The sequence below is a fragment of the Pseudomonas sp. HR1 genome, from assembly GCF_030175875.1.
Taxonomy (GTDB): Bacteria; Pseudomonadota; Gammaproteobacteria; order Pseudomonadales; family Pseudomonadaceae; genus Chryseomonas; species Chryseomonas oryzihabitans.
Genome location: NZ_JASNRF010000001.1, coordinates 314,066 through 331,588 on the forward strand (window position 1 = coordinate 314,066; position 17,523 = coordinate 331,588).

13 protein-coding genes are annotated in these 17,523 nt (G+C 67.8%); 5 read left to right on the forward strand and 8 right to left on the reverse strand.

The window, feature by feature from the left end; genetic code table 11:
* Position 1: 1 nt before the first annotated feature.
* Positions 2 to 3,067, reverse strand: a complete 3,066-nt coding sequence (fdnG, locus tag QKY98_RS01430; RefSeq protein WP_138956550.1) for a formate dehydrogenase-N subunit alpha — start codon at positions 3,065 to 3,067, stop codon at positions 2 to 4.
* A gap of 264 nt (positions 3,068 to 3,331) precedes the next feature.
* On the opposite strand from fdnG, the gene QKY98_RS01435 reads away from it, so the two are divergent.
* Positions 3,332 to 3,781 (forward strand): GyrI-like domain-containing protein, encoded by a 450-nt coding sequence (locus QKY98_RS01435; protein WP_284670225.1) that lies wholly within the window; start codon positions 3,332 to 3,334, stop codon positions 3,779 to 3,781.
* 103 nt (positions 3,782 to 3,884) lie between these two features.
* Complete coding sequence (locus QKY98_RS01440; RefSeq protein WP_028700302.1) at positions 3,885 to 4,787, forward strand: NAD-dependent protein deacetylase; 903 nt, start codon at positions 3,885 to 3,887, stop codon at positions 4,785 to 4,787.
* Here QKY98_RS01440 and QKY98_RS01445 read toward each other — a convergent pair.
* On the reverse strand, positions 4,714 to 5,859 hold the full coding sequence (locus QKY98_RS01445; RefSeq protein WP_108582988.1) for an acyltransferase family protein: 1,146 nt from the start codon (positions 5,857 to 5,859) through the stop codon (positions 4,714 to 4,716). The two genes, QKY98_RS01440 and QKY98_RS01445, sit on opposite strands and share 74 nt — an antisense overlap.
* A 385-nt stretch (positions 5,860 to 6,244) precedes the next feature.
* Between QKY98_RS01445 and QKY98_RS01450 the strand changes: the two genes are divergently transcribed.
* Positions 6,245 to 6,847, forward strand: coding sequence for a nucleotidyltransferase domain-containing protein (locus tag QKY98_RS01450; protein WP_144948774.1), 603 nt, complete (start codon positions 6,245 to 6,247; stop codon positions 6,845 to 6,847).
* Positions 6,834 to 7,286: a DNA-binding protein gene (locus QKY98_RS01455; protein WP_144948771.1), complete on the forward strand. Its 453-nt coding sequence runs from the start codon at positions 6,834 to 6,836 to the stop codon at positions 7,284 to 7,286. The genes QKY98_RS01450 and QKY98_RS01455 overlap by 14 nt, the downstream gene beginning before the upstream one ends.
* A 30-nt stretch (positions 7,287 to 7,316) precedes the next feature.
* Here the strand turns inward: QKY98_RS01455 and QKY98_RS01460 are convergent, their stop codons facing one another.
* Together QKY98_RS01460 and QKY98_RS01465 are read right to left on the reverse strand one after the other, a co-directional pair.
* Entirely contained in the window at positions 7,317 to 9,749 is a 2,433-nt protein-coding gene (locus QKY98_RS01460; protein ID WP_284670226.1) for a glucan 1,4-alpha-glucosidase, read from the reverse strand.
* A gap of 101 nt (positions 9,750 to 9,850) precedes the next feature.
* Complete coding sequence (locus QKY98_RS01465) at positions 9,851 to 12,082, reverse strand: FUSC family protein (protein ID WP_284670227.1); 2,232 nt, start codon at positions 12,080 to 12,082, stop codon at positions 9,851 to 9,853.
* Between the two features lie 164 nt (positions 12,083 to 12,246).
* Between QKY98_RS01465 and QKY98_RS01470 the strand changes: the two genes are divergently transcribed.
* Positions 12,247 to 13,179, forward strand: a complete 933-nt coding sequence (locus tag QKY98_RS01470) for a LysR family transcriptional regulator (protein WP_284670228.1) — start codon at positions 12,247 to 12,249, stop codon at positions 13,177 to 13,179.
* Here QKY98_RS01470 and QKY98_RS01475 read toward each other — a convergent pair.
* The 4 genes from QKY98_RS01475 to QKY98_RS01490 form a co-directional block, all read right to left on the reverse strand.
* A complete protein-coding gene (locus QKY98_RS01475; RefSeq protein ID WP_284670229.1) occupies positions 13,176 to 13,709 on the reverse strand; it encodes a cytochrome b in 534 nt (177 codons plus the stop codon). The genes QKY98_RS01470 and QKY98_RS01475 overlap by 4 nt on opposite strands.
* A 78-nt stretch (positions 13,710 to 13,787) precedes the next feature.
* Positions 13,788 to 15,056: an arsenic transporter gene (locus QKY98_RS01480; protein ID WP_284670230.1), complete on the reverse strand. Its 1,269-nt coding sequence runs from the start codon at positions 15,054 to 15,056 to the stop codon at positions 13,788 to 13,790.
* A 48-nt stretch (positions 15,057 to 15,104) separates the two neighbouring features.
* Complete coding sequence (locus QKY98_RS01485; protein WP_284670231.1) at positions 15,105 to 16,208, reverse strand: metallophosphoesterase family protein; 1,104 nt, start codon at positions 16,206 to 16,208, stop codon at positions 15,105 to 15,107.
* A gap of 1 nt (position 16,209) precedes the next feature.
* Positions 16,210 to 17,514: an MFS transporter gene (locus QKY98_RS01490; RefSeq protein ID WP_144961578.1), complete on the reverse strand. Its 1,305-nt coding sequence runs from the start codon at positions 17,512 to 17,514 to the stop codon at positions 16,210 to 16,212.
* Positions 17,515 to 17,523 lie beyond the last annotated feature (9 nt).

Here is a 17,523-nt window from a genome sequence, read left to right on the forward strand (position 1 = left end):
CTCAGACCTTTTCCACGTTCACCAGGAACGACTTGAATTCCGGTGTCTGGGTATTGGCGTCGCCCACGTAGGGGGTCAGGGTGTTGGTGAGGAATCCGGGGCGGGTGACGCCCTTGAAGCCCCAGTGGATGGGGATGCCGATGTGGTGCACGGTGCGCCCCTCCACCTGCAGCCCGTGCATGCGCTTGGTCACCACCGCCACCGCCTTGATGTAGCCGCGCTTGGAGCTGACCTTGACCCAGTCGCCGGCCTTGATGCCGAGTTCGGTCGCCAGGTCCTCGCCGATCTCGACGAACTTCTCCGGCTGGGCGATGGCGTTGAGCCGCGCATGGGTGGTCCAGAAGTGGAAGTGCTCGGTCAGCCGGTAGGTGGTGGCCGCATAGGGGAATTCCTCGCGGGTACCCAGCCGCGCCCGATCGCCCGGGAAGATCCGCGCCGCCGGGTTGTTCTTGGCGCGCGGGTTGTCCGGGTGCAGCGGGTTGTGGTCCAGCGGCGACTCGAAGGGCTCGTAGTGCTCCGGGAAGGGCCCCTCGGCCAGCAGGCTGCCGCCAAAGAAATGCGCGACGCCCTCCTGGTTGAGGATGAAGGGCCCGGCCTTGGCCGAGGGTGGCGAGGTCCAGGGGAAGTCGGGGATGTCGGCGCCGGCCCAGCGTTCGCCGTTCCACCAGATCAGCCGCTTCTCCGGCGCCCAGGAGGTGCCATCCGGCCGGGCGCCGGCGCGGTTGTAGAGGATGCGGCGATTGAGCGGCCAGGACCAGGCCCAGCCCAGGGTCATGCCGATGTTGTAGGGATCGGCGTTGTCGCGCCGATCCATGTTGTTGCCCTGGCGGTTGTAGGAGCCCGAATAGATCCAGCAGCCGCAGGTGGTGCTGCCGTCGTCGGCGAGGAAGCCGAAGTCGTCGAGCAGTTCGCCGCGCTTGTGGGAAATGGTCCCGTTCGGCCCGGGCAGGTCGGCCAGGGCGCGACCGTTGTATTCCTGGGCGATGTCCTCTGGATTGGGCTCCTCCGGATTGCTGTAGGGCCAGGTGAGATTGAGGATGGGATCGGGGAAGGCGCCGCCCTCGTCGCGATACATCTGCTGCAGGCGATGGAACAGCCCGGCGAGGATGGCCACGTCCGGCCGCGATTCGCCCGGCGGCGGCGCGGCGCGCCAGTGCCACTGCAGCCAGCGCGAGCTGTTGACGATGGCGCCGTTCTCCTCGGCGAAGCAGGTGGTGGGCAGGCGGAACACCTCGGTCTGGATCTGGCTCGGATCCACGTCGTTGAGTTCGCCGTGGTTCTGCCAGAATTCGGCGGTCTCGATGGCCAGCGGATCCATCACCACCAGGTACTTGAGCTTGCTCAGCGCCTGGCTGACCTTGTTCTTGTCCGGGAAGGAGGCCAGCGGGTTGAAGCCCTGGCAGAAGTAGCCGGTGATCTCGCCGTGGTGCATGCGCTCGAAGGTGTGCAGGACGTCGTAGAGCGGCTCGCTGAGCTTGGGCAGCCAGTCGTAGCACCAGTCGTTGTCCTTGGTCGCCGCCTCGGAAAACCAGGCCTTCATCAGGCTGACGTGGAAGCGCTCGTAGTACTTCCAGTAGGAGACCTCGCCCTCGCGCAGGGGCTGCTTGGCCCGCCGCTTGATGTAGTCGCGGTATTCCTGTTCCTCGTGGGAGGCCAGGTAGAGATAGCCCGGCAGCTGGTTGGAGAGCAGGCCCAGGTCAGTCAGCCCCTGGATGTTGGAGTGGCCGCGCAGGGCGTTGACCCCGCCGCCGAGCATGCCGATGTTGCCCAGCAGCAGTTGCACCATGGAGGCGGTGCGGATGATCTGGGCGCCGATGGAATGCTGGGTCCAGCCCAGGGCGTAGAGGATGCTCATGGTGCGCTCGGGGCGCGCCGTCTCGGCGATCATGTCCCAGGTGGTCTGGATCTGCTCGCGCGGCATGCCGCAGACGCGCTCCACCAGCTCGATGGTGTAGCGGCTGTAGTGCGCCTTCATCAACTGGTAGACGCAGCGCGGGTGCTGCAGGGTCGGGTCTTCCTTCACCATGCCGCGCTCGTCGAATTCGTAGCTCCAGCTGGATTTCTCGTAGGCGCGACGCTTGTCTTCGCCGAAGCCGGAGAAGAGACCGTCGTGGAAGCCGAAGTCTTCCTTCACGATGAGGGCGACGTCGGTGTAGGCCCTTACGTACTCATGCTGGATCTGGTCCGTGGTGAGCAGGAAGTTGATCAGCCCGCCCAGGTAGACGATGTCGGTCCCGGTGCGGATATAGGCGTGGTAGTCCGCCACCGCCGAGGTCCGGGTGAAGCGCGGATCGATGGTGATCAGCTTGGCGTTGTTCTTTTCCTTGGCCTCCACCATCCAGCGAAAGCCCACCGGGTGCGCCTCGGCCGAGTTGCCGCCCATGGACAGGATGAGATTGGCGTTGCGGATGTCGACCCAGTGATTGGTCATGGCACCGCGGCCGAACGAAGGGGCAAGACCTGCCACCGTCGGTCCGTGTCACACGCGCGCCTGGTTGTCGATCGCCAGCATGCCGAGGCTGCGGATCACCTTCTGGGTGAGGTACGCGGTCTCGTTGGAACAGGCCGAGGCCGCCAGGAAGCCGGTGGTGATCCAGTGATTGACCAGGTGGCCATCGGCGTCATGGGTGACGAAGTTCTTGTCTCTGTCCTCCTTCATGTAGCGGGCGATGCGGTCCAGCGCCTCGTTCCAGCTGATGCGCTTCCACTCGTTGCTGCCCGGCTCGCGCACCTCGGGGTGGGAGAGGCGCGATTCGCTCTTGATGAAGTCCAGCACCCCGGCGCCTTTGGGACAGAGGGAACCGCGACTGACCGGATGATCCGGATCGCCTTCGACGTGGTAGATGTCGCTGACGGTGTTGATGCCGCCATCGCCGCGGCTGTAGAGCAGCATGCCGCAACCCACCGAGCAGTAGGTGCAGGTGTTGCGCGTCACCTTGGCGGCAGCGAGCTTGTAGTAGCGGATGGACGCCAGTGCCGGTTCCGGGGCGAAGCCGAGCATGGCCATGCTCGAGGTGGCGACCCCCGCCGTACTGAGTTTGAGAAAGTTGCGGCGCGATACCTTGATCGACATTTCTTGGGTAACTCCAGGCACATCACGGTAGGACTTCGTCCTGACCCGGGCCTGGCAGTTCGAGCGAAGCGTCGTCTTTCTTCGTCGAAAAATCATTCAAAATCAGTGTTTTAGCGAAGCGGCAAGAGGACCTGGCAGGGTCTGCGGCAGGGCCTGGCGGCGGCTGCGACCTTTCGTCCGATGGCCGCCCCGGCTGACCGCCGCGCGCCGCTGGAGTAAGGTGACGGCCTTCATCGCATCTTCGAGAGAGTCTGTCCCATGTCGCTGGAAATCGTCGACCATCCCGCCCTGGAAGTGACCGGTCTGCTGTTCGAGCCTGGCCAGGGCGAAGACATCGCCGCCCTCTGGCGGCGCTTCGCCGACCGCGCCGGGGAGATCACCGGGCGCGAGGGCGCGGCCGAATGGTATGGCCTGAGCTGGCGCCAGGCCGGCGCCATGCACTACCTGGCCGCGGTGGCCACGGCGCCGGGCGCCCCACTGCCCGCCGGCATGGTGCGCCAGGAACTGCCGGAAGGCCGCTACGCCCGCTACGTGCACCTGGGCACCGCGCCCAGCGTGGCCAAGAGCCTCGGCCGGCTGTTCGCCGAGCTGCTGCCGGCGCGCGGCCTGCAACCCCGTCCCGGCGCCTGCTTCGAGCACTACACCGAGGCCTTCACCGGGGTGGATGCCCAGGATTCGCAGATCTACATCTTCGTGCCGGTCTTCTGAAGGCCACTCGCCGCAGCGCGGACAGGACGTTCGTCAGCTGCGGCTTGCCTCCCGGCATAACCCTTTCCAAGCTGGGGATATCGACCGCAACCCCAGGTGCACGATGTCCCTGCCCGAGCTCCAGTCCTTTATCGCCCGGCACGAGCGGATCTTTCTGCTCACCGGTGCCGGTTGCAGCACCGATTCCGGCATTCCCGACTACCGCGACCGCGACGGCGCCTGGAAGCGCCCGCAACCGGTCACCCTGCAGGCCTTTGTCGGTGACGAATTGTTGCGCCGCCGCTACTGGGCCCGCAGCCTGATCGGCTGGCCGCGTTTCTGCCAGGCGCGGCCCAACGCCACCCACCAGGCCCTGGCGGCCCTGGAGCGGCGCGGCCAGGTGGAGATGCTGCTGACCCAGAACGTCGATCGGCTGCACCAGGCCGCCGGCAGCGAGGCGGTGATCGACCTGCACGGGCGCCTCGACCAGATCCGCTGCCTGGGTTGCGAGCTGCGCCTGCCGCGCCAGGAATTCCAGCAGTGGCTGGGCGAACTCAATGGCGACTGGCTGCAGCTGGACGCGGCTACCGCGCCGGATGGCGATGCCGATCTGGAAGGCGTGGACTTCATGAGTTTTCGCGTGCCGGACTGCCCGCGCTGCGGCGCCCTGCTCAAGCCGGACGTGGTGTTCTTTGGCGAGCACGTGCCCGGTGCGCGGGTGGAGCGCGCCTTCGCCCACCTGGGCCGCGCCGATGCGCTGCTGGTGGTGGGCTCGTCGCTGATGGTCTATTCCGGCTTTCGCTTCGCCCAGGCCGCGGCTCGCGCCGGCCTGCCCATCGCCGCCCTGGGCTATGGCCGCACCCGCGCGGACGACCTGCTCGCGCTCAAGGTGGAAGCCTCCTGCGCCCAGGCACTGGCCTTTCTGCTGGAGTATCCCGGGGCGGCGCCGGCGCTTAGGCCGGCACTTGCCGAGGCCGTGGCGCCCGGCCCAGGTGCATCAGCGGACGCTCGATCCAGCGGTAGCTGAGCATCGACAGCAGGCAGGCGAGCACCAGCACCGGTGGCAGCAGGGCCATGAAGCCGACCGTACCCAGGACCTCGACCGACCCCAGGTTGAGCAGGGTGAAGAGGCCATAGAGCAGCAGGCCATGGGTGAGGTAGAGGCTGTAGCTGATCTCGCCCAGCACCTTGAGGCCGCGACTGCGCAGGAGGCCGAAGAGGTCGTTGCCGGCGGCCATGGCGGCGAAGGGCAAGGCCAGCGCCAGCATCTGCCTGAGGTTGTAGTCCGGCTGGGTCATGGCATAGGCCACCAGCGCCAGCGACAGCGCGGCCACCAGGGGCGTGCGCAAACGTGCCAGCAACGCCGGCCGATGGACCTTGACGAACACCGGCAGGAATCCCAGCAGGAACAGCAGGCCGAAGCGCGCGCCCAGCACGTGGTAGTGATAGCCGGCGGCGACCAGGCCGCCCACCAGCAGCGCCGAGACCAGCAACGGCAGGCCGAAGCCACGACGATTGAACAGCGCGGCGATGAGCGGAAGGGCCAGGTAGAACAGCGCCTCGTAGCGCAGCGTCCAGTGGGCGCCGGCGGTCATCCAGCCGCTCTCCTCCAGGCCGTTGAGACTGAAGCCGGAAAACAGCTCCCAGCTGAGCAGCTCGAGCATGAAGCGCTGGCCGTCGGCGATGACGAAGTGGGTGCGGATCAGGGTGAAGAGCACCACCACGGCCACCACGCAGAGATACAGCGGCATCACCCGCAGCACCCGCGAACGGAGCAGCTCGCCCCAGTCCGGCGTGCGGCGATAGACCTTTCCGAAGAACAGGTAGCCGGTGATCATGAAGAACAGCGAGACCGGTACCACGCCCATGTTGTAGAGCAGGTCGCTGTCGGGTTCGCGCCACTGGCCCTCGGCCTTGAGGTGATAGGTCAGCACGAAATGCAGGCAGACCACGGCGGTGGCGAGGATGCCGCGCAGGGCATCCAGCGGCGAGGAGCGCGCCAGGGTCTCCTCGGTCAGCAGCGGGCTGCGGCGCAGGGCGAAAGCCAGCAGCACCAGGGTGCCCAGGTAGAGGGCGATGGGGAGAGCGACGTCAGTCATATCCGTGACCTTCTTGACAGGAACCGGCAAAGACCCGCCCCCAGACCACCGGAGCGGTCGCCGGAGCGAGCGAGAGAAAAGCGCGACAGCCGGGCACGCTACCGCGCGGTACGCGACCGAGGGCAGGAGGGCCGGAGCGAAGAGGGAAAGCAGGGAGCGGAAGGATCCGCCCATCTCAGGAAAGCCCGAGAATGCCCATCAGACAAGTCTTGTTACAGGCGTTCCCTGAGCGATCGAAGGTAAAACAGGCTCTGGCACTGGCTATAGCAGAGATCTACCGCTTGTCGGTTAGGCATCCAACTGATCGTTTGAGGCATGGTAGTGCTGGATGATTGCTGCCTTTTAAGCTTCAATTGCAGCCTAAAAGGCAGCAATAAGGTTTTCGATGTCACTCGCGTCCGTCCTTTTTCCCGACTATCGCCGCAAGGTCTTGGCGCTGCTGCTGCTCCATCCGGATAGTAGCTATCACCAGCGTGAAATCGCGCGATTGACCGAGACCCAGTCCGGTACCCTCAGCCGCGAACTCGTCAAGTTAGTCTCGGCGGGTCTGGCCGTGAAAACGCGCGTGGGTAATCAGCAGCACTACCGTGCCAATCCGGACTGCCCGATCTTCGAAGAGCTGGCGAGCATTCTGCGCAAGACCAGTGGCCTTACCGACATCCTGGCCGAGGCATTGGGCCCTGTTGCAGACCGGATAGAAGCAGCTTTCGTCTTCGGCTCGATGGCCAGCGGCAAGGCGAACAGTGGAAGCGATATAGACCTCATGATCCTGGGCACCGTGACCTTCGGTGAAGTAGTGGCGGCCCTTTACCCCTGCCAGGAAAGGCTTGGCCGCGAGATCAATCCCAAGGTATACCGGCAAGAGGAATGGCAGAAGCTGTTGGCGGAAGGGGGAGCCTTCGTCACGGATCTGCTAGAAAAGCCCAAGCTGTTCGTCATAGGCGACGCTGGCGAACTGTCACAAGGATGGACAGATGACCCTGGATAATTTGATTGGCAAACGTCTCGAAGCGATTACGCCGGATTCGGCAGGTATCCGGCGCCTGCTGGAGGCAGCGCAGCGTAGCCTGACGGACGCCCGCCTGCCGACGCTGAGCAGTGAAAGCCGCTTCGATCTGGCCTACAAGGCGATCATGCAGGGCGCCAATGCAGCGCTTCAGGCCAATGGCTATCGCACCCTGACCAGTCGCCCTGGCCATCATCAGACCATGATCCAGTCCTTGCCCCGGACCATAGGTCTCGCTACGCCAACGATGCTGGTACTGGACACCCTGCGGAAGCAACGCAATGTCATCGACTACTCGGGCGACTTGGTCAGCGACTCGATGGCCGAAGAGGCATTACGGCAGGCTGAAACCCTGCTCCAGCAGATCGTACTATGGCTGGAGCAACAACGACCCGACCTGCTGCCGGGTCGCGAGCCCTGACGGCGCTCGCGACCCGGCAGCATTCCTTACTCAGGGCGCCAGTGCCCGCGCCACCACCGGGTAGTGATCCCACACCTGGCCGTCCGCCATGGAGCGCAGCAGCTTGACGTATTCGGCGTGGGACCAGGCCAGCGGCGTCGCCGAATCGGTGCCCTGCCCCTTGGTGTAGCCGTGGCGCCGGTTGTCGCCCACGCCGTCCCAGACCTGCTCGGGCAGCATCAGGCCGGCGTTGGCGAACAGTTCCAGGCCACGGACGTAGGTGTCGCGCAGTTTGCCGAGCGCCGCCGCATCCGGCTTGCCCTGCAGGACCAGGCGCGCCAGCTCGTAGTGCCCGCGCTCACCGGTGAAGATCGGCCAGACCCGGCCGCGCAGTCCGGAGTTGGGCACCGGCTGCTCGGTGGCCGGGAAGTTGATGCCGGAGCTTTCGCTCTCGCCATAGCCGTCGTTGCCGTAGCGGCGCCAGCCGGGGAAGGTGCCCTGCACTCCCGGGTACTGGAAGCTGTACTTGACCCGCAGATTCTCCGGCAGGCCCTCGTCGTCCAGCACCGCCAGGCTCTTCTGCACCAGGGGATCGCCGGCCGGTCGCACGCCGTAGCGCACCAGTTCGAGGAAACCGGCGTCCAGCACCTGGTCCTCCGGCAGGCCCGGGCGGCTGTTGTTGTCCACCAGCTTGCCCTTGTCGTTGGGATCCTCGTTCTGGGTGATGCGCAGGTAGTAGTTGCCGGCGCCCAGGCTGCCCTGGGTGGTGGCCATGGTCTTTTCCACCTGGCTCGAATAGCGCCGCGCGGTGTCGCGGTAGCGACTGGCATTGGCCTCGTCGCCGGCATGGCGCGCCAGTTCGCTGGCCGTGGCGAGACCGGCGATCACCGCCGCGGTGGTGGACGGCGAATAGCCCCACTGCTCTTCCCAGCGCTCCTGCTGGGTCTGCGGCGGCTTGACCTGCCAGGTGTTCCAGCCCAGGTTGACCTGGCTGTCGCGGGCGAGGAAATCCGCCGCGGGCCGGAGCATATCGCGATACCAGCGATCGATCTCGGCGTCGCCCAGCAGGCCGCCTTGCCAGAGGCGGTAGCCGAGCATGATCGGCATGGCGGTCTGGTCCAGTTGCACGCCCACCCATTCGATGGTGCCGTCGACGTGGGTCTTCTGTAGGAACCAGCCGGTGGCGCCCGGGGCGCGGACCTCGTCGCCCTGCTTCTGCTGGTGGATGAAGGCGGAGCTGTCGGCCGGCTTGCGCGCGGTGTTGGCGTCCACCTGCACCTGCTTGAGGTAGCTGAAGGCGACCTTGGGCGTCTGCCGGTCGCCCAGCGCCAGCAGCGCCATGGCGCACTGGTAGAAGTCCCGCGGCCAGACCGCCTTGTAGCCGGTGGTGCCCTTGGCGGCCGGCACCGTCTCGCCCCAGGGGTTGGACAGCGAAGCGATCAGGGCGCCAGCGTGGGTCTTGTCTTCCTGGGCCTTGAGCACCAGGGCGCTGGCGTTGAGCAGCTTGCCGCCGTCGCCGGCCTGGGCCTGCAGGCGCGGCAGCTGATCGAGACTGTCCAGGTAGTCCTGCCAGCCGATGGCGTCGCCCTCGCCGTTGTAGTGGGCCAGCACCTTCTGATAGCCGCGGGCCAGGGTGGCATCGGCCGCCGCCTCGGCCTGGCGCGGATTGGCGCCAAAGCCCACCACCACGTCCAGGGTGGTCTCGGCGCCCTTGAGCGGCAGCTTGGCCAGCATGGCGACATTGCCGGCCTGGTCGCCGGTGCTGCTGTAGAGCTGGGTCAGCTTGCCGTTGCGGCGCAGGTCGTCGAGGCCGTCGGAGCCGCCGACGAAACCCACGGTGGGCGTCTGCAGGGGCTGGCTGGCCTTGACCACCAGGGCGTGCTCGCCTTCGCTGGCGTAGAGCACCGCGCCCTTCACCGCCGCGCGATCATGGCTGCCGCTGTTGGCCAGCGCCGGATCGACATAGAGATAGGGCTGGATGCGCGGATCCTGGCTGCGAAAGATGACGCGCATGACCAGGGTGTCCTGGTCCGGGTCGGTGAAGACGTGCTTCTCGATCTCGTAGCGGCCCTGGCGGTCGCGATTGACGATTCGGTAGGCCAGGGAAGTCGGCCGGCCGGCGCTATCGGTGGCCAGGTATTCGATGCGGCTGTCGGTGTCGTCGCGCTCCAGGTGGGTGAAGTCGGGGCCGCGGATCACCAGTTGCATCTCGCGCAGCTGCGCCTCGTGGATGAGGCCCTGCATGGTCTCGGTGACCACGCCCTGGGCCAGGGAGAACCAGACCCGCGAGACGCGTCCGGTACTGGCCTGGTCATTGTAGGCGCCATCGCGATAGGCCTCGTAGCTGGTGCCGATGCCGGTCTTGCCGGAATAGGACCAGAAGGGTGCGGCGCCGGGGGCGCCCGGGGCTTCCAGGGCAGACGCCAGGGGCGTCAGGAGAAAACTGGCGGAACAGAGCAGCGGACGGACGAAGCGGACGGGCATGGGCAGGCGGGCCTTGTTGTGGTTGTGCCGAAAGTCGCATGGCAGAGGGCCTGCTGGCCCTCCCCGTCCGTAAGCCTAGTCGGATTTTGGCCGGCTGCTGGCTAGCCTTCGTCGCGCGCCGGTGGCCGGGCCTGCGGCAGATGCCCGGCCAGAGGCGAATCCGGCGCCAGCAGCGAGGTGCGGATGACGTGCAGGTAGCTGGCGATGCGCCGCAGCGGCGAGCGGTCAAAGTCGCCGGGATTGGGCTCCAGGTGGCGCTGGGCCTGGTGCGCCAGCAGGATGGCCTGGTCCACCGCGCCCAGGGCGCGGGCCAGGTTGGCGGCATCGGGCTGGCGAGCCAGCCGCACCAGCGCCCGACCCAGGGCGCGGATCGCCAGGCGCCAGGCGCGCTGTTCGCGATACCAGGGCAAGGGCGGCAGCGTGGCCTGTTCCAGGCGCAACTCGATGATGGCGTGGCCCAGTTCCAGGCTGAGAAAGGTCCAGCGCAGCAGCTGCCGCTGCACCAGCGGCTGGCCCACGGTGAGCACCTGCACCTGGTTGAGCAGATCGCGCAGGCCGGAATCGAAGCGGCCACTCAGGCCGGCCAGGGGCGCGCCTATGGCGTGGACCAGGCGCTCGCGCAGGGCAGCCTCCAGCCGCCGCCAGACCCAGGGCTGGCTGGGCGGCAGCAGCACGCTGACGGCCACCACCGCCACGCCGCAGGCCACGAGGTAAGCCAGGTAGGTGTTGCAGAAGAGATCGGCGTCGTAGCGCGGCAGATTGCCCGGCAGGGCCGCCGAGCAGAACCAGACCATCAACCCGGTGCCATAGCCGGCCAGGCGTGGCCGGGTGATCAGCCAGGCGCCGGCGGTGAATACCGGCGCCAGCACCAGCAGCAACAGCGCGAAGCCGTCGATCCAGGGCAGCACCTGGAATTGCAGCAGCCCGCCGGCCAGGGCCCCGACCAGGGTGCCACCGGCCAGTTGCAGGCAATAGCGGTGCGGATCGGCCGAGGTGGAGGCCAGCGCCGAGATCAGCGCCGCCGCCAGGGTGCAGGCCGCGCCGCTCGGCCAGGCGGTCTCGATCCAGAACAGCCCTACGCCCAGCACCACCAGGGCGCTGCGCACCCCGGCCATCCAGGCCACCGCGCGACTGGCGAGCGGCGTGAAGGTCTCGCGCGTCTTGGGCGCGGTGCTGGTCGGCAGGTCCAGCTCCAGCTGGGTATTCAGCAGCAGATGCAGATCCTCGGCGAAGCGATAGAGCAATTCGGCGGCGGTGTCGTAGTCGAGCCGGTCGACCTCGGCCGCAGGCGCCGTGCGAGCCAGTTGCTGACGACCGGCGCGGATCGCCGCCATCAAGGTTTCGCGCTCCGCGGCCAGGCGCTCGTTGAGCCGGCGCAGATCACGCTCTTCCGGTAGTCGGCCCAGGCTCGGTGCCAGGGCGGCGGCGATCAGTTCCAGGGCAGGCGCCAGGGCCTGACGCACCGCCGGCGGCCGCTCGGCCAGGCGCGCCAGCAACTGGTAAAGGGCATGAAAGCGGGTGTTGAGCAGCATGAGCCGATTGCCCAGGGCCGCCAGGCGCCCGCTGCGCCGCCGCAGATAGGGCTCTTCGAAGACGCTGGCGCTGCGCAGGCTCTCGAAGCCCACGGAATCGGCGGCGAAGCGAGCGCTGAGCGCGGCGAAGCGTTCGGCCTCGAGGCGGCCGAGCAGGCCGTCATGGGCCATGGCGAGGAAGTCACGCAGGCGCTGCGCCAGGGTGCGGCGCAGCACGCCGCGGGTGGTCTGCGGCAGGATCGCCACGCTCACCACCCCGGCGCAGCAGATGCCCAGGGCGATCTCCAGCAGACGCCAGATCGCCTGCAAGAAGGCGCCCTGGGGCTCGGCCACCGCCGGCAGCCCGACCAGGCAGGCGGTATAGCCGGCCAGCAGAAAGGCATAGCTGCGAAAGTCGCGATAGCGCGCCGCCCCGCGGGTGCAATAGCCGATCCACAGCACCAGGGCGCCGAGCAGCAGGACCCGCTCCTGGGCGAACAGGGCGATGGCGGCCACGGTAAAGCTCAGGCCGGCCAGGCTGCCGAGGATGCGATAGAAACTCTTGGCCAGCACCTGGCCGCTCTGCGGCTGTAGGACGATGAAGACGGTGACCAGCACGGTGCTCGGTTGCGGCAGTTCCAGGCGATAGGCCAGCCACAGGGCCAGGGCCGCGGCCAGCAGTGCCTTGGCGATGAAGGCCCAGGTCTGGCCGTCGGTGCGGGCCCATTCGCGGCCGGCGCGGCGCCAGGCATTCAGGCTGGGCCAGCGTTGGCGCGGAATGGAGCGGGCGGGCCGCAGGGGCAACGGCGAAGCGAGGGGCATGCTGGGCAACGACGGGATCGACGGGAGGGGGCGAGACGCAGCGCCTCGGCGGCCATTCTAGGAAGCCGGGTCCACCCCGATTAAGCCGGGTGCGACAGCAAAGAGCGTTAACCAACGGGCGGGTAATGGCCCACAATGGCCCTTTCCACCGCCCTGCCCCGTCCATGGATCATCTCTTCAATCTGCGCGCCTTCGCCTGCGTGGCCCAGACCGGCAGCTTCACCGCCGCCGCGCGCCAGCTGGAACTCACCACCGCCTATGTGTCGCGGGCGGTCAGCCAGCTGGAGCAGCACCTGCAGACCCGGCTGCTGCACCGCACCACCCGCCAGTTGCGCCTGACCGAGGCCGGCGAACGCTACCTGGTGCGCTGCCAGCGCATCCTCGCCGACCTCGACGAAGCCGATGCCGAGGCTCGTCATGCCCTGGCCGTGCCGCGCGGGCGGCTGCGCATCCACACCATGACCGGCCTCGGCCAGCACTACCTGATCCAGAGTCTGGCCAGCTATGGCGAGCGCTATCCCGAGGTCGACCTGGATCTGCAACTGACCAACACCTTCACCGACATCCTCAAGGAAGGCTACGACCTGTCGCTGATCCTCGCCGACGGCCTGCCGGACTCGGCCTTCCATTCGGCGCGCCTGGGCAGCACCCACAGCGTGCTCTGCGCGGCGCCCGCCTACCTGGAACGCCAGGGCCGACCGACCAACCCGGCGGAGCTGACCGGGCACCGCTGCCTGCGGCTGGTCAATCGCGCTATGGCGCCGGATCGCTGGTTGCTGGAAGGACCCGAGGGCCTGGCCGAGGTGGCGGTGGATCGACCGCCCTTCCAGGTCAACACCGCCGACGCCCTGGCCGAAGCCGTGGCCAGCGGCCTGGGCATCGGTGCCCTGCCGCTGTACGCCGCGGTCGAGGGTCTGACCAGTGGCCGTCTGCAACGGGTGCTGCCCGGGCACCGGCTCTATGCCCTGGACATCCATGCGCTCTATCCCTCGCGGCGCTTTCTCGACGCCAAGATCCGCACCCTGGTGGACCACCTGCGCGAGACCCTGCCGGCGCTACTGGAGCGCGACCGGCAGCGGGTGGAAGGCAGCGCCTAGAGGCGTTGCTCGGGGAGCATCCGTTCCAGCGTCCCGTCCCGGCGGATCGCCACATGCCAGACCACCGCCGCCACGTGCAGCAGCACCAGGCCATAGACGGCGAACTGACCGGCCTCATGAATGCGATTGGCAAGGATGCCGAGGGCTTCATGACGGGGAAAACCCGGCAGGGAAAACAGCCCGAACACCGGCACCGGCTGGCCCTGGCCGGCCATCAGGTAGCCGGTCACCGGCATCAGCAGCAGCACGGCATAGAGTAGGCCGTGATTGAGACCGGCGAGCAGCCGCAGCAGGCGCCCGTCGCGGGGATTGGCCGGCGGCGCCGGATGCCGCCAGCGCCAGGTCAGGCGAATCAGGATCAGCAGGAACACCGAGATCCCGGTGGATTCGTGCAGCAGGTACCAGAGGGTGCGCACCGGCCCGGGCGGAAAGTTTTCCGCCACCCAGACGAAGGGCAAGAGCAGGCACAGCAGGGCGACGGTCAGCCAGTGCAGCGCCTGGGCGAAGCCGGTATAGCGGGCGATGGCCATGGGCGATGCTCCGTAGCGGACGAACCTCGATAGTGCCCCAGGCGCAGCGGCAGCGCCGCTACGCCTGGAGACCGTCCGTCAGAGATGGATCAAGGCAGCCAGCGCCAGCAGCAGCGCCGGGATCATCACCACGGCGCCCAGCTTGAGGAATTGCCAGAAGCTCACCGACAGCCCTTCGCGGCGCAGCGCGGCCAGCCATAGCAGGGTCGCCAGGGAACCGGTGATGGACAGGTTGGGGCCGAGGTCGATGCCGATCAGCACGACACCGGCGATCTTTTCCGAGACATGGGCGGCCTGCACCGCCGCCCCGGCCAGCAGCCCGGCCGGCAGGTTGTTGACCAGGTTGCTGCCAAAGGCCACCAGCAACCCGGCGCCCCAGGCGGCGCGCTCCGGGGTCGCCTGGGCGGCGGCCTGCAGCTGATTGGCCAGCGCCTGCAGCACCCCGGTGGTCTCCAGGGCCTCCACCAGGACGAACAGCCCGGCCACCAGCGGCAGCACGCCCCAGGAGATGTGCTTGAGCAACTCCAGGCCGCCGCCGCGCTTGCAGGCCACCACCACCAGGAAGGTGGCGAAGCCGGCCAGGAAGGTCGGCAGACCCAGCTCCAGATCCAGCGCCGAGGCGCCGAGCAGCACCAGGATGGTCAGGATCAGGCCGCAGCCGGCGATGCGTCCGGTGGTGGGCAGCGCGTCCACTGCGCCCCCTTCGGACAGCTGCTCGGCGCGCAGGACCTTGGCCTGGGTCGCCCAGAGGGTGAGGAAGGTCGCGGCGATGGCCAGGATCGACGGCACCGTGAACAGCGCCAGCCAGCGGCTCAGCTCGGGCATATGCTCGGCGAAGACCACCAGGTTGGCCGGGTTGGAGATCGGCAACACGAAACTCGCCGCGTTGGCGATGAAGGCGCAGGAAAACAGATAGGGCAGCGGATTCTTCACCTTCGCCGCGCGGGTGGCGTAGTAGACCGCCGGGGTCAGCACCACGGCGCAGGCGTCGTTGGAAAGAAACACCGTGACCAGGATACCGACGCCATAGACCAGCGCGAACAGCCGCAGCGCCGAACCCTTCGCCGCGCGCACCGCGTGGCCGGCGACCCAGTCGAACAGCCCTTCCTTGCGGGCGATCTCGGCCAGCAGCATCATGCCGATAAGGAACAGATAGACGTCGGTGCCCTTGGCGATGCCGTGCCAGACGCCGTCCAGCGGCAACAGGCCGAACAGCGCCAGCAGCACGGCACCGGCCACGGCGAACAGCGCCTCCGGCAGACCGAAGGGCCGCGAGACCACCCCGAGGGTGGCCAGGGCGGCGATGACCCACGTCAGGACGTGGGGAGTGGTGACGATGGACCCCATGAAAGCGCTGTTCCTTCTAGTCGAGTCGCGAGGTCGGCGCTGCCGACCTCACCATTTGCGGCCATTGCGATTGGGTCCCAATTGGGTCCCCAGCACGCCCTTGGCCTGCCATTCACCCAGTTGGGTGCGATCCGAACCCCAGTCGGCCGGCGCCGCCAGCGGCCGGTGACCGCCGTCCAGGTCGAGCCGGTCGATATCTTCGCCGCCGCGAGAGTCCCTGACCCGCACCTGCAACCGCCGCGTCCCTTCCGGCACTGACCGATCGCCCTGGTAGCGACCCTTGCCCAACGGCTGCAGCGGCCACCAGGGGCCGTCGTCGCACTGCCATTCGCAGGCGGAGAGGTCGGCGTCGCCCAGCACCAGCACTCGGCACTCGTGACCCTCGGCCACGCCAGCGCCGTTCAGGCGGGGATCGCCAGGCGCGGTGATCTGCACCCAGGGCCAGGTGTCGGGCAATTCGCGAAAGCGCCAGCTCACCGCCGGACCGTCCAGGGTGACCAGCGCGAATCCTACACCGCCTTCCTCGATCTGGCCGGTGGATCTGCAGGCGGCATAGAGCACGCCGCCGTCGTGGGCCAGTTCGTTGTAGTGGGTATGGCCGATCTCCACCAGGCGCACCGGGCCCTCGTGCAGCAGCCGCGCCACCCGCTCGGCTTCGCCGGGCCCCTGCAGGTCCGCCGGATAGCTGTGCATGAAGACCACGCAGCGCTGCTCCCGCCGGGTCGCCTCGTGCAACTCCTGCTCCAGCCACTGCAGCTGCTCGCTACCAAGGCGGAAATCCGGCCCGCCGGTGCCCGGTCCGCACATGTCGAGGAACAGGCAACGCACGCCGCCCACCTCCTTTGAATACGGCAGTTGCGGCACCTGCAACTCGGCATAGAAGGGGTCGAGATCGCCGCCCTCCATGTCGTGGTCGCCGGTGATCACCGTTACCGGCAGCGAAAAGTCGTCCAGCAGCCGCCTGAGCAGCCGATACTGCTCCGCAGTGCCGTTGTCGGCGTTGTCCCCGGGCAGATAGACGAAATCCAGTTCGGTGCGCTCGCGCAGGCGCTGCAGGAGGGTCTGCAGGTCCCGGGCGTTGTCGGCCTCGGCGGTGGTCAGGTGCAGATCGCCGATATGGGCGAAGGCGAGAAAATCATCCTGGCGTGCCATCTCAGCCTCCCACCACAGTACCGGTGGAACGCGCCGCCTCTCCGGCAACGTGCTCGTCGCGGGTCTCCGGCATCAGCAGCAGATAAAGCACGAAGCCCACCGCGGCGATGGCGGCCAGGGTGGTGAAGGCCGCCGCATAGCCGAAGCGGACGATGATGATCCCGGCGATGGTGGCGCTGATCGCCGCACCCAGCCCCTGGGCGGTGGCGATGGCGCCCTGGCTGACGTTGAAGCGTCCGCTGCCGCGGGTCAGGTCGGCGACGATCACCGGCATCAGGGCGCCATAGATCCCGGCGCCGATGCCATCGAGCAGCTGCACCGCCACCAGGTAGTAGGGGCTGTCAGAAAAAGTGTAGAGCACACCGCGGATCGCCAGCACCGCGAAGGCGAAGAGAAAGATCGGCTTGCGCCCGAAGACGTCGGCCTTGCGCCCCACCAGGATGGCCACCGGCACCATCACGCACTGGGCGGCGACGATGCAGACGGCCACCAGCGAGGTGGCGCTGTCCTTGCCGACGATATGGGTCAGCTGCTGACCGACCGAGGTCAGCATGGCGGCATTGGCCAGGTGGAAGATGGCGGCCAGCAGCGCCAGCAGCTGCAGCTTGCGATTGGCCAGCAGCGCCTGCCAGGCCGACACCGGCTTGGCATCGCGGGCGCCGTTTTCCTCGCCCAGTCCCTGGGCCAGGTCATCGTCGATCTCGTCCTGGGGTACGCGGACGATGGCGACGATGGAGGCCGCCGCGAGCAACGCCATCAGCCAGAACACCACGGTGGGACCGAAGAAATAGGCCAGGCCACCGGCCAGGGCCGCCGAGACGGCGTTGCCGGCGTGGTTGAAGCCCTCGTTGCGGCCGATGTGCTTGGTGAAGGCCTTGGGGCCGACGATGCCCAGGGTGATGGCCGCCAGCGCCGGGGCGAAGATGGCCGCCGCGGCGTGGGCCAGCGACTGGGTGGCCGCCACCACATAGAAGTTGGAGACGAAGGGCAGCAGCACGCTGCAGATCGTCACCACCAGGGCGGCGACGCCGACCATGAGGCGCTTGTGGCGGGTGCGGTCGATCAGGGCGCCGGCCGGGGTCTGGGCGATCAGCCCGGCGATGCCGGCCAGGGTCATGATGAAACCGGCGGTGGCCTCGTTCCAGCCCTCCCCCGGACCGCGCACGGCGATCAGGTAGATGGCGAGGTAGGGCCCCAGGCCGTCGCGGACGTCGGCCAGGGTGAAGTTCAGGGCATCCAGGGCATGGCGCGCGCGGCGCGAGGGTTCGGCGCTGGCCCCGGCGGTCGGGAGACGGGTTTCGGACATGAGCGGGCA